At 35.2% G+C, this 13,099-nt stretch carries 14 protein-coding genes; 11 read left to right on the top strand and 3 right to left on the bottom strand.

Annotation, left to right across the window (positions count from 1 at the left end):
• Nucleotides 1-25 precede the first annotated feature (25 nt).
• The 10 genes from MHH69_RS08925 (at nt 26) to MHH69_RS08880 (ending at nt 9,184) form a co-directional block, all read left to right on the top strand.
• Nucleotides 26-931, top strand: a complete 906-nt coding sequence (locus MHH69_RS08925) for an ABC transporter permease (RefSeq protein WP_341362149.1) — start codon at nt 26-28, stop codon at nt 929-931.
• Between the two features lie 37 nt (nt 932-968).
• Nucleotides 969-2,591 (top strand): ABC transporter substrate-binding protein, encoded by a 1,623-nt coding sequence (locus tag MHH69_RS08920; protein WP_341362148.1) that lies wholly within the window; start codon nt 969-971, stop codon nt 2,589-2,591.
• A gap of 118 nt (nt 2,592-2,709) precedes the next feature.
• Nucleotides 2,710-3,699, top strand: coding sequence for an MBL fold metallo-hydrolase (locus tag MHH69_RS08915; protein ID WP_341362147.1), 990 nt, complete (start codon nt 2,710-2,712; stop codon nt 3,697-3,699).
• 106 nt (nt 3,700-3,805) lie between these two features.
• Nucleotides 3,806-4,570 (top strand): 3-oxoacyl-ACP reductase FabG, encoded by a 765-nt coding sequence (gene fabG, locus MHH69_RS08910; protein WP_122970582.1) that lies wholly within the window; start codon nt 3,806-3,808, stop codon nt 4,568-4,570.
• Between the two features lie 21 nt (nt 4,571-4,591).
• Nucleotides 4,592-5,041, top strand: coding sequence for a MaoC family dehydratase N-terminal domain-containing protein (locus MHH69_RS08905; protein ID WP_122970583.1), 450 nt, complete (start codon nt 4,592-4,594; stop codon nt 5,039-5,041).
• Complete coding sequence (locus MHH69_RS08900) at nt 5,038-5,436, top strand: MaoC/PaaZ C-terminal domain-containing protein (RefSeq protein WP_341362146.1); 399 nt, start codon at nt 5,038-5,040, stop codon at nt 5,434-5,436. Before MHH69_RS08905 ends, MHH69_RS08900 begins: the two co-directional genes overlap by 4 nt.
• A gap of 88 nt (nt 5,437-5,524) precedes the next feature.
• Nucleotides 5,525-6,298 carry an SDR family oxidoreductase gene (locus MHH69_RS08895; RefSeq protein ID WP_341362145.1) on the top strand — a complete coding sequence of 258 codons (774 nt, stop codon included), beginning with the start codon at nt 5,525-5,527 and terminating at the stop codon, nt 6,296-6,298.
• Between the two features lie 26 nt (nt 6,299-6,324).
• A complete protein-coding gene (locus MHH69_RS08890; protein ID WP_341362144.1) occupies nt 6,325-7,500 on the top strand; it encodes a thiolase family protein in 1,176 nt (391 codons plus the stop codon).
• Between the two features lie 45 nt (nt 7,501-7,545).
• A complete protein-coding gene (locus MHH69_RS08885; RefSeq protein WP_122970587.1) occupies nt 7,546-8,121 on the top strand; it encodes a TetR/AcrR family transcriptional regulator in 576 nt (191 codons plus the stop codon).
• Nucleotides 8,122-8,719: 598 nt separating this feature from the next.
• Complete coding sequence (locus MHH69_RS08880) at nt 8,720-9,184, top strand: DUF1062 domain-containing protein (RefSeq protein ID WP_341362143.1); 465 nt, start codon at nt 8,720-8,722, stop codon at nt 9,182-9,184.
• Nucleotides 9,185-9,349: 165 nt separating this feature from the next.
• On the opposite strand, the gene pabB is transcribed toward MHH69_RS08880, so the two are convergent.
• From pabB to MHH69_RS08865, 3 genes are all read right to left on the bottom strand, one after another.
• Nucleotides 9,350-11,098, bottom strand: coding sequence for an aminodeoxychorismate synthase component I (gene pabB / locus MHH69_RS08875; protein WP_341362142.1), 1,749 nt, complete (start codon nt 11,096-11,098; stop codon nt 9,350-9,352).
• A gap of 16 nt (nt 11,099-11,114) precedes the next feature.
• A complete protein-coding gene (locus tag MHH69_RS08870) occupies nt 11,115-11,678 on the bottom strand; it encodes an anthranilate synthase component II (protein ID WP_341362141.1) in 564 nt (187 codons plus the stop codon).
• Between the two features lie 154 nt (nt 11,679-11,832).
• Complete coding sequence (locus MHH69_RS08865) at nt 11,833-12,051, bottom strand: hypothetical protein (protein WP_122970591.1); 219 nt, start codon at nt 12,049-12,051, stop codon at nt 11,833-11,835.
• 128 nt (nt 12,052-12,179) lie between these two features.
• Here MHH69_RS08865 and purU point away from each other — a divergent pair, with 128 nt between their 5' ends.
• Nucleotides 12,180-13,079, top strand: coding sequence for a formyltetrahydrofolate deformylase (purU, locus tag MHH69_RS08860; protein ID WP_122970592.1), 900 nt, complete (start codon nt 12,180-12,182; stop codon nt 13,077-13,079).
• The last annotated feature ends 20 nt before the right edge of the window (nt 13,080-13,099 follow it).

The following is a 13,099-nucleotide window of genomic DNA, read 5'->3' as shown; positions in this document are numbered from 1 at the left end:
TCTTTAGGAAAAGGAAGTGATTCGCATGTCCCAAGTTCAATTAGACTCTGAGTTGCTTAAAGGCAAGTTAAAAGCGGGTAGAAGTTTGAGTATTAAAAAATTTAAAGAGGACTGCAAACGCTTTATTTTTACACAAAAAATTGGATTTATCTCCCTTTTATTCATACTACTCGTCATCATAATTGCTCTTATTGCTCCAATAATTGCTCCCTTTGATCCAATTGCCCAAGATCGGGCCGCTTTTTTAGCCGCCCCCGATTCAGAGCATGTGATGGGAACAGATGATTTAGGTCGTGATGTTTTAAGTAGACTCGTATATGGCTCACGGATCTCGTTAATCGTTGGATTTTCAACCGTTATTATATCCATTATTTTAGGCACATTAATTGGAATGATATCGGGTTATTTTGGTGGAATTGTCGATATGATTATTCAACGGATAATGGATGCCATTATGTCCATTCCTGCTTTAATTTTAGCTTTGTTTATCGCTGCATTATTAGGACCTGCTATTCAAAATGTCATAATATCCCTTGTCATTATTGAAGTGCCTCGTTTTGCCCGAATTGTTCGAGGAGAGATGATGAGAATTCGTGAATCAAATTATGTGGAAGCATCTCGCTCAGTAGGAGCTAGCTCATTTCGAATTATACTGAAGCACGGATTACCTAATATGATGGCTCCGATAATTGTAATGGCAAGTTTGGCATTCGGTCAGACAATTATCGCTGAAGCTTCCTTAAGCTTTTTAGGAATTGGAACGCCTCCTCCTAATCCATCTTGGGGATTAATGTTAAGTGATGCAAGCAGATATATGGAAAGCGCACCATGGCTTGTTCTTTTCCCAGGTTTAGCTTTAAGTATTTTAGTTTTATCATTTAACTTATTTGGGGATGCTCTCCGTGATTTCCTCGATCCAAAAATGTCTTAACTATTGGAAGAATATATTTTCATAGGAGGAAACGGTTATGGATAAAAAGTGGAAATCAATATGTCACATATTGATTTTAGGAATAGTAGTACTAGTTATTGGTGCGTGTTCTTCGGAAACAAAAAATAATGAGTCGGGACAAAAAAATACAACGGAAGGCTCTTCGGAACCAAAAAGTGGAGGAACTTATACGATCCTTTCACCCGCGGATCCTGACATGCTAGATCCCCATCGTCAGTCATCGATTTATACCCATCAATTGGCTGGATTAGTTTACAACAAATTAGTTTCCTATGAAACAGGTCCTAACGTTGACTATACCGATTATAATGTTGTACCGGATTTAGCCGAGCGATGGGAAGTTTCCGAAGATGGAAAAGTTTATACCTTTTATTTAAGAGAAGCCTATTGGCATGATAAAGAACCGGTCAACGGTAGACAGGTCACAGCTGATGATGTCATCGCCACTATGGAAAGAATTATCAACTTACCAGGACATCAAGCTTCCCTTTTATCGGAAGTTGAAAGTATTACGGCAAAAGATCCTCAAACCGTTGTATTTACATTAAAACAACCTTTTGCCCCTTTTCTCAATTTCATGGCTAACCACTTCATGTGGATATTACCGAAAGAAGGGATGGAGGGCAAATATGACTTAGCAACAGATGCAATTGGTACGGGGCCTTTTGTATTGGAAAAATGGGAAGATAATGTGCAAGCGACTTTCAAAAAAAATCCAACTTATTATGAAGAAGGAAAACCATATTTAGATGAAGTGATTTTTAAAGTAGTACCTGATCAAGGTTCTCGTATTGCTGCATTTAGAACTGGCCAGGCAGATACAATCGGAAGTTTATCACCCGAAGAGCTGGATCAACTGATTAAAACAAATCCAGATATAACGGTCTTTGAAGCCTTATTCGCTACACAGGAACAACTGTATTTAAATATGGAAAAGGAACCATTTAATGATTTAAAAGTCCGTAAAGCAATTAGTATGGCCATTGACCGTCAATCGATGGTAAAGGCAATTTATGGTGGGGGAGAAACGAGCGGACCTGTTAATCCTTCTTTAGGTGATTGGTCTTTACCATTAGAAGAAAGGGAAAAACTACAACCTTACAATCCGGAAGAAGCAAAAAAACTATTAGAAGAAGCAGGTTATCCTGATGGCTTTGATACGACGTTAATGGTAACTAATGGTTACGGTGAACAATTAGTCCGTGTTGCCCAATGGATTTCAGAAGATTTAAGAAATATTGGCATTAATGCAGAAATTGAAGTGGTTGAATATGCTACTTACTTCTCTGAAAGATGGCCGAATGTTGATTATGATATGGGGGTTGGATATCAAACTTACTTCCAAGAACCAGATGAATGGTTAAGAACACAGTTACACACTAATGGAGCGCGAAATTGGTATAACATTAGTGACCCGGAACTAGATAAAATGCTCGATGAACAAAGACTTATTCTTGATGTAGATCAAAGAAGGGAATATGTACACGACATTCAACGATATGTTTTAGAAAATTTAGTGAACCCTATCGCTATTTCGACTTATTACACGAAAACACCGCGACAACCGTATATAAGAGATTCTTATCCACATGCTTCCTATGGATATGGATATTTAAAAGACGTTTGGTTAGATAAATAATTTGATGCTACAAGAAAGGAAAATTATTAGTATATAAATTCTATTAATTTTCCTTTTACGAATAAAGCGTTTCATGAAAGGTATGTGAGAACAGATTCTAATAAAAGGATTGAGTACTTTGCAAAAAATCGAAAAGATAGAACTATCAACGAACTTTCCTATAGGTCCAGTGAATGTTTATGTTCTATTTGGTGAAAAATTGACCCTTATAGATACAGGACTAAATCGTGAACTGGCATGGAAAGAGTTGAATAACGGTTTGCTGAAGCTAGGATTGAATTTAAATGATATTGAGCAAATCGTTTTAACGCATCATCATAATGATCATACAGCTATGATTGATTGGATTCTTGAGGAAAACCCATCGATACAAGTTTTTGCTCATCAAGATACGGAAATGATTTTAAAGGACGAAGACTATTTAGAATGGAGTTCCCAGTTTTTTGAGAAGTTATTTCTTGAGTTCGGATTGACAAAAGAAATGGCTTATAAATGGGCATATCGAAAAGGAGATCGTGATCGATATGATTATTTAAATGTCAATAGGACGTTATCAGATGGAGATTTTGTCCCAGGCTTACCTAATTGGCAAGTAATTGAAACGTTAGGTCATTCCCAAGATCACATTTCCCTTTATAACGAAAAGGAACAATTGTTTATATGTGGAGATAATATCATTCAAGGTATTCATGCAGGCATTTTTTTAGATGCGCCGAAAAGGGGAAAAGAACGGTCGAAGCCATTACTACAATACTTAGATAACTTAGAGAAATGTCGAAAGTTAAACGTTCAATTGACCTTCTCAGGTCATGGTCCTAATATTGAAAATTTAAACGAAGCAATTGATAGTCAATTAGGAAATATAGAAAATCGAGCACAACGGGTAATTCGTACATTAGAGAAAGCAAATGGTGTTGCTAGCGGGTTTGAAATTATTCAAGAGATGTATCGTGGTCGCTATGAGAATGCGGTTATTACCTTTGTGTTTGAAATTGTCGCGGTACTCGATCTATTACAAAAACGAAATGTTGTAGTCGCAGAGAAAGCAAATGGTGTTTATCAATATCGATTAGTTAATTATAAAACTACTTCAAATAAGATTGTTTAAAAAGTGAAAACGAATGACATCTATCATTGAATATTTATATAAATCAATTAATAGAAATATTATATTAAGTTATTTTTAACTACTAATTTATTTGGAGGGATTTCATTTGACTGGAAGATTCGATAATAGAGTTGCATTTATTACTGGTGGAAGCCGAGGCATTGGAAAAGGAATTGCTGAAACATTTGCGGAGGAAGGGGCAAAAATTGCAATTATTGATATTAATGAAGAAGCATTGAACGAAGTAGAAGCTGAATTCAAAGAAAAGGGCTATACAATTTTAACTATGCAAGCAAATGTCGTCAATGCGGAAGAAGTTGAAGCGGCAATGGAACAAGTCGTTTCTCAATTTGGTTCCTTAGATATTTTAGTGAATAATGCGGGAATAATTCGCGACAATTTGCTATTTAAAATGACGGATAGTGATTGGAATCAAGTTATTGATGTTCATTTAAAAGGAACATTTAATGCATCCCGTGCAGCCCAAAAATATATGGTGAAACAAAACTATGGAAGAATTATAAACATTTCTTCTACTTCAGCCCTTGGAAATCCTGGTCAGGCTAATTACGCAACTGTAAAGGCGGGAATTCAAGGATTTACAAAAACCCTAGCCAAAGAAATTGGTAAATTTGGCATTACAACAAATGCAGTAGCACCTGGTTTTATTGAAACGGATATGACGAAGGCAACAGCAGAAAGGGTTGGTATTCCGTTCGATGAATTCGTCAAAGGTGCAGCTAGTCGTATTCCGGTACGAAGATCTGGTCAACCTTCTGATATTGCCAATGCCGTTGCTTTTTTTGCAGATGAAAAATCTTCTTTCGTAAACGGTCAAGTTTTATATGTTGCAGGTGGACCTACTAACTAATAAAGGAGGGAGATAATAGAGATGATTACAGAATTCATAGGTGTTACGTCGGAAAAAGTGAAAAATGTGGTTGAAAAAGAACTAGTAAGGCGTTTTGCAGATTCAATTGGAGATTTGCATCCAATTTATATAGATGAAGAAACCGGAAAAAATTCTAGATATGGGAAAAATATTGCACCGGTTACGTTTCCTCGTGTTTTTCGATCAGGGGAAGTCGATGGATTAAATTTACCTAATAAAGGATTGATTCACGGTGAACAAATTTACCATTATAATCGACCACTCTTCGTAGGAGAAGAAGTGTATTGCTATTCCAAAATAGAAGATTACTTTGAAAAAGAAGGAAGTACTGGGAAAATGGGCTTCTTAAAAATGAAACGATATGGTGAAGACACTGAAGGCAATATCATTTTTACAGAAGAATCGATCATTATTATTACTGAGACAGTAAGGAGGTCGATGAACGTATGACGCATCTCAAAGAATTAGTTCAAGGGGAAACAATTAAAATGACCCTTGAACCTGTAACTAGAATGGATTTAATTAAATATTCCGGAGCATCTGGTGATTTTAATCCTATTCATACGATAGATGAGGAAGCAAAAAAGGCGGGTCTACCAGGCATTATTGCTCACGGAATGTGGACGATGGGGAATCTATCAAAATTATTTACCCCTTATTATGAAGAAGGCTACATTCAAGATTATTCAATCCGATTTGCAGGTATGGTATTTTTAAACGATGTATTAACATTAAATGCCCAATTAGTCGAACAAACAGATGAAGCATTACATTTTAAAGTGAATGTCACGAATCAACACGATAAAGAGGTTGTCAAGGGAAAAGTAAAATTTGCCCTATATTAAAGTGAAAGGATTTGTCTCGAATTTTAATAAAGAATGAGAGGCAAATCCTTCTTACTTAAAAAGATTGGAAAATGGGAGGGATATCGGAATGCACGTGAAAGAGCTATTTGATATTTCCGGAAAAACGGCCATTGTAACCGGAGGAGGACGAGGGCTGGGAGAGCAAATTGCCCAAGGGTTTGCCGAAGCTGGAGCCAATGTTGTCATTTGTTCGAGAAAGTTGAACAATTGTGAGGAAGTAGCTGAAAGATTAAAGGAATATGGAGTAAAAACTCTTGCCTTAAAATGTGATTTAACGAACAAAGACGAAATTGAAAATTTAGTTGAACGAACGTTAGAAGAATTTCCTTCGATTGATATTCTTGTTAATAATAGTGGTGCAACTTGGGGAGCTCCAATGGAAGAGATGCCTCTAGAAGCATTTTATAAAGTGATGAATGTAAATGTTACCGGAACTTTTTTAATGTCTCAAGCTGTTGGAAAAGTAATGTTGAAACAAGGTTATGGAAAAATTATTAATATTGCATCTGTTGCAGGTCTTAAAGGTTCCAACCCTGAAATAATGGATGCTATAGGGTATAACACGAGTAAAGGGGCAGTCATTACTTTTACAAAGGATTTAGCTGTGAAATGGGGACCGAGGGGAATTTATGTGAACGCTATTGCACCTGGTTTCTTCCCAACGAAAATGACGAAAGCATTGTTTGATCGTGGCGGTGATTCGGTGCAAAGCAAAAATCCATTACGCAAATTTGGTTCGGATACGGATTTAAAGGGAGTTGCTTTATTTTTAGCATCGAAAGCTTCAGATTTTATAACAGGCGAAACGATTGTAGTTGATGGTGGTACAAATGCAATGTAAAAAATCACGCATGGGGGCATGTTTAAATGAAAAGAGATGCAGTTATTGTATCTGCAGTTAGAACAGCAATTGGTAAACAAGGTGGAGCATTAGCAAGTATTCCAGCCCATCTTTATGGCGCTGAAGTAATAAAAGAAGCGATAAACCGAGTAAATATTTCAGCTGAACTGATCGATGATGTAATTATCGGTAATGTTTTAAGTGGTGGGGGAAATATAGCCAGATTATCTGCATTACAAACAGGGCTTTCAATACAAATACCTGGGTTAACCGTCGATCGCCAATGTGGTTCTGGCATAAACGCCGTTGCATTAGCAGCACAAGCAATTCAGTCAGGTGCCGGTGATATATATGTGGCTGGCGGTATCGAAAGTATGAGTCGGGCACCTTATCAATATGAACGACCTGAAAAAGCGTATAGTTCCATCCCACCGAAATATCGCACTACTTTACTTGCACCTGAAGAAATCGGCAATCCACCTATGGGGATTACTGCTGAGAATTTAGCAAAAAAATATAATATCTCGAGGGAAGAACAAGATGAGTTTTCCTATAAAAGTCAACAAAAGATGGCCATTGCAATGGAAGAAGGACGATTCGATGAGCAAATTGTTCCGATAAAAATTCCTGTTCGAAAAGGAGAACCAATTGTTTTTGATAAAGACGAACATCCACGTCCTAGTACAACTCTTTCAGCACTGGCTAAATTATATCCTGCCTTCGTAAAAGATGGTACTGTAACCGCTGGAAGTAGTTCAGGTTTAAATGATGCAGCATCAGCACTAGTCGTTATGTCTAGAGAAAAGGCTGAAGAATTAGGCATCCAACCGTTAGCAACGATAAAAGGTTCCGTAGTGGCTGGAGTTGATCCTAATATTATGGGAATTGGCCCTGTACCTGCAACGAAAAAGTTAATGGAGAAATTAGGACTTTCTTTAAACGATATGGATCTTGTTGAATTAAACGAAGCGTTTGCTGCCCAAGTAATTGCGTGTAACAGAGAATTAGACATCGATCCAGAAAAATTAAATGTTAATGGTGGTGCCATTGCCCACGGACATCCACTAGGAGCTACAGGAGCCATTTTAATTACAAAAGCAGTATATGAATTAAAAAGAACAAACAAAAACAAAGCCCTTATTACAGCATGTATCGGTGGTGGTCAAGGCATTTCCATGGTCATTGAAAGAGAAGTATATTAATTGTTATGATGTTTTGAAACTATCACTGATTGAAGGGAAATAACTTTGAGAAGAACAATCATAAAAGAAAGTATCGATTTGTTTGATAAAAAAGGATATAGTAAAACTTCAATTCAGGATATCGTCAATAGCATAGGTGCTACTAAGGGAACATTTTATTACTATTTTAATAGCAAACAAGAGCTGTTAAGGGATATTCATTTAAGCTATATCCAAGAACTTTTACAAGAACAAGAAGTCATTTTACACGATCAAAATTTAACTTCAAAAGATAAAATTAGAAAATTAATTTTATTAATTATTCGTAAGATTCGAACCCATGGTAAAAGTGCAAGAGTATTTACGAGGGAGATACGTCATCTTGAAGAGGAACATATCCAAAATGTCAATTCCATTAAGCGTGAATTTCGGTTAAACTTTCAAAAAGTTTTGGAAGATGGAATCGATAAAGGGGAATTTCGAAAAGATTTAAGGAGTGATATTGTCATTTTTGGAATACTTGGCATGGTGAATCGCTCGTATAATTGGTATAACCCTGATGGAGAGGTTTCAGAGGAAGAGCTTGTTGATATATATATGGATATTATTATTAACGGTTTGAAAAATAAATCAGAAATATAAAAGATAGATGATAAAAAGAATGTTGGCGTGCATATTTTTATGTATACGCTTACAAGAAGAAAATGATAAATCTAACGATATAAAATAGTACTTGTAGGTAAGACATTTACATATAGAGTGTTTTTCCTACAGGTATTTCTAGAATATCCCTAGACATAGGAAATCGATATTGACAACAAATTAAATTATTGTATAATTCCGAATAGGAGAAATATGGAAGGTGGAATTAGATTTGCCAACATACATGTAATGGTTAAGTAATTAAATAGTTCACTTCTTTTTGAACATGATTGTTCAACGACGGGAGGAGTGTGCCTATTTTTAGCCATTACAGGGAACGCAGGATAAACTGTTGAGTTAATTCCAAGCGGGATACCTATAAGGTATTCCGCTTTTTTGATGGGAAATCATTCTCCATTCAGCTATTATTTGGTGTTCCTCTGGATAAATTGGAGGAGAAGGTAATGAGTTTTAATAATATAATTACTTTTAAGGTTATTGCTCAGGAAAAACCTAACGTAATACGAAATTGTAGACACTGTAAAAGGAGTACCGAATACTTTGTAGTGATAAATTTAGAGTAAATGCAAATCAGAAGATGATTGATATTTGGCTTATTTATAAATGTTTACATTGTGAAAGTACATGGAATTATCCTATATTATCGAGAGTACATGTGAATCGAATTGATCCAATACTCCATCAAAAATTTATGAATAATGATCAAGAGACAATATGGTATTATGCTTTTCAAATTAACAAATTAAGAAAACTATGTGATGCTGTGAAAAAAGACATTCAATATGAGTTAATAAAAGAGAAGTCAAATCTAATATCTAGTGAAATGACAGTAAGAATTTGCTGTAAATATGATTTTGGTCTCAGAATCGATAAACTACTAGCTGAAATATTGAATATTTCAAGGTCCAAAGTAAATACAATGGCAAAGGAAAAAATGTTTTTACTAAACCCAAATGTTCCGATAAGCGACAAAGTTATAGATAATTTACAAGTAACAGTAAAAGGGAATTGGCATGAGTATGTTTCCCCATCTTTATTTTAAGGGCATAATGGAAATACCTATTTGTAAAAAGAAGGTGGAATGATTTTAAAAAACTAATTTCCAATTGAATTGAATGCTTATATTAAAGTAAATATCAAAATGCTTACCCCCGTCCTAAATTTAGAACGGGGGTATTTTCAATAAATGGTGACAAGCTTATTAGATTTATTTTATTTCTACTTTCATCCAATTTCGAACACTATTAATGAACCAGATTTGCGAACATGCATTAAGATGATCCAGTGTGAGAACTTTTTCATGAATTTTTCCTTCATTTAATAATTTTTCCCGGAAAGTACCAGCTAATAAACCGCATTCAATAGGGGGAGTCCAAAGTACCCCGTCTATTTCTAGAACAACATTCCCATTTGTGAATTCGGTTAGTTCTTTCTTTTCATTCCAAAGAAGGACATCAAAAACATCTTGGTGTTGCTGTTGAAAATATTCATAATGGTCTCGATTGGTCGTTTTATAATAATAGAAAACATTCTTCTTATCGATTGGTGTTTTTGCTAATGAAACAACTTGTAGAGGTTTTACAGGTTGTAATGTTTGAGTGTTAATCGAAACTTTTCCATTTTGTTCAAGTAAGAGACGTAATTTGTATTGTCCCGTTTTGTTTTCCTTTGCAACTTTGAATACACTGTCTTTTACTTCTTCCATATTGAAAGAATAGCCAAAATATTTCGCTGCACGTTGAAGTCGAGTTAAGTGCTCATCAAGCAAAACAAGTTCTCCATTTTGTAACAAGATACTTTCCAATAGTTCAAATTTAGGTCTTTGAACTTCTAAAAAGCATGCTTTTGCTAAAATTTCTTCATACTCTTCATCTGTTTTAGAGTCCCACGTAATACCACCACCAACTCCATAAGTGGCTTGCCCCGTTTTATTGTTAATAACGACTGTCCTTATTGGAACATTGAAGATAGCTTCTTTGTCCGGTGTAATGTAACCAATTGCCCCACAATACACGTCCCTCGGCGTTGATTCTAATGAAGCAATCATGTCCATCGTACTTATTTTCGGCGCTCCGGTTATGGAACCGCAAGGGAAGAGAGCTTTAAACAATTCAAAAAAGGTTGTATTCGGCTTTATCGTTGCTGTTACAGTAGAAGTCATTTGATGAACTGTTGGATATTGTTCAATTTGAAAAAGTTTTGGAACTTGTACTGTCATCGGTTCGGCTATCATACTTAAATCGTTCCGAAGTAAATCCACAATCATTACATTTTCTGCTCGATTTTTTTCTGAGTTATACAACCACTGCCGATTAGCGGCATCCTCTTCCACTGTTTTACCACGGGCGACCGTACCTTTCATCGGCCTTGTCGTAATTTGATTATCCTTTAAATGAAAAAATAGTTCTGGTGAGGCAGATAAAATACTGAAATCACCTGTATAAATATAACTACAATAATTGGACGATTGGGCGTTTTTAAGACGATTAAAATAGGCAATATCATCTCCTTGAAACTGGGATTGAAGACGAATTGTATAGTTTGTTTGATACGTATCACCATTTTTAATGGCATTTTGAATAGATGCAATAGACGACTGGTATTGATTCATCGTCTCTTTTGGCATCCATTTTGTATGTACATAAGACCCATCGCTATCTAAAGATTCATGAAGAGGTTCTTTAAAAATACCAAACCATAGTAAAGGCATTGTCGGATTGTTATGGACTTTCATCGCTTGATCAAAAGCTGGTGCACTTTCATAAGATACGTAGCCAGCTGCATATAATCCTTTTTCAATGGCTTCTTGAATTAATTGAAAGCATGGTAAAACTTCCTCAATTGTATAAGCTACAATTACTTTTAATGGATTTTTAAACGTTAATGGAGTTACATCTCCATTGGAAGATGCAAAATCAAAAGTTAAAATTGGTTGTCTTTTGTGATTAGTTTCCATGATGATAAAGTCCTTTTCATTTTATAAAGAAGTTCTGAACCATTTTTAAGCCCATGTTCGTTAAAATGGCTTCAGGATGAAATTGAACACCTTCTACTTTGTAAGTCTTATGACGTATGGCCATTATTTCTCCTTCGGTTGTTTTGGCAGTAATGTCAAAACAGTCCGGCAATGTAGCGTCATCAACAATAAGAGAATGATAGCGTGCTACTTCCGTTGGACAAGGGAGATTGTAAAAAATAGATTGTCCGTCATGTTCAATCTTAGAAGTTTTTCCGTGCATAGGTACTTTCGCTTTTTTTACAGTTCCACCTAATGCTTGCGCAATAATTTGATGACCAAGGCATACTCCTAAAATGGGAATATCCCGATAAAACTTTTTAACAAGTTCTAAGCAAATACCCGCTGTATTAGGATTCCCGGGACCAGGTGATAGAACGATATAGTCAGGAGCGAACTGTTTTATTTGTTCTATTGAAAATTGATCGTTTCGCCGGACGACTATTTCGTGTCCAACCGTTTGAATATATTGCACTAAATTATATGTAAAAGAATCGTAGTTATCGATAACTAATATCAAATTAAACTTCTCCATTTCTCGTTAGTGATCTGACATTTATTATAGAAGAAGTGGAACATCAATGGGAAGAATTTTATAAATGAAGTTTAAGGAGTATGTATAGTATCTTTTTAAATGAAAATACCTCGAAGGCTCTTTCGAGGTATTGTTCGAATTATTGTTTGTTGTTATCGAATAATTGCTCAACTTTTTTCATAATCGGGTTATTTTTAATTTTTTTCAGTAATGGATTTTTTTCTGCTCCGAATTCTTCCCGTTGTTTATTTGCGCTATTTGCACTAGGTTGAGAACTTTTCGCAGTTGCACTACTTTCATTTAATAAACCACGATCATCATAGTTTGAATAATCATCAAATTCTTTTTTATTAGTCATTATCTCAACTCCTTTCAGTTTTATTATGGGAATTTTCTTTTCGTTTATGTAATGAAAGCAGTAATGGTTGCTCATTTTCAGAAAATAATAGATAATAATAAAATTATGAAAGGCTAGGAGTGTAAGCAATGCAAGGAGTGCAGGGGAACAGAAATGAAATAAGTCAAAATCTAGAGAATAAAGCGCGGTTATTAGTAAAGTGTCCAGATAAACCTGGAATCGTATCAGTGTTGTCTACTTTTTTATTTAAGTACGAAGCAAATATTATTGAATCAAGCCAATATTCAAGTGATCCAGAAGAAGGAACGTTTTTTATACGCATTGAATTTCACTGTGAAAATTTACAACAAAAATCACCTATGATGGAACAGGAATTTACCCAAATCGCCAATGAGTACGAGATGAACTATCAGTTTTATTATTTAAATCGCCGACAACGTTCTGCCATTTTTGTTTCAAAGGAATTACATTGTTTATTGGAATTACTTTGGGAATGGCAAAATGGTGATTTGGAAACAGATATTGTTGCAGTTATTAGTAATCATGAAGATGCCCGGTCTATAGTCGAGTCTTATGGCATCCCATTCCATTACTTACCTGCAAACAAAGATATCCGTCAAGAAGTGGAAGCAAAACAAATCACATTAATGGAACAATATCATGTGGATTTATTAATTTTGGCCCGTTATATGCAAATATTAACACCTGATTTTGTCGATTATTTTGAAAACCGTATTATTAATATTCATCATTCATTTTTACCAGCATTTATCGGGGCAAATCCATATGACCGTGCTTATAAAAGAGGAGTTAAATTAATTGGAGCAACTTCTCATTATGTAACAAATGATTTAGATGAAGGACCGATTATTGAACAAGATGTAGAACGAGTAGATCATCGGGATGATGTTGCCACATTAAAAAAAATCGGACGAAAAATTGAACGTCGGGTTTTAACAAAAGCAGTGAAATGGCATTTGCAAAATCGAATTATTGTTGAGAATAACAAAACCATTGTATTCCACTAAATAGCTAAGAGATTAAATAA

It is taken from the genome of Ureibacillus sp. FSL E2-3493, assembly GCF_038077515.1.
Lineage (GTDB): Bacteria > Bacillota > Bacilli > Bacillales_A > Planococcaceae > Ureibacillus > Ureibacillus halotolerans.
The sequence above is the reverse complement of the archived record's forward strand: the minus strand, read 5'-3'. Positions and strand labels throughout refer to the sequence as shown.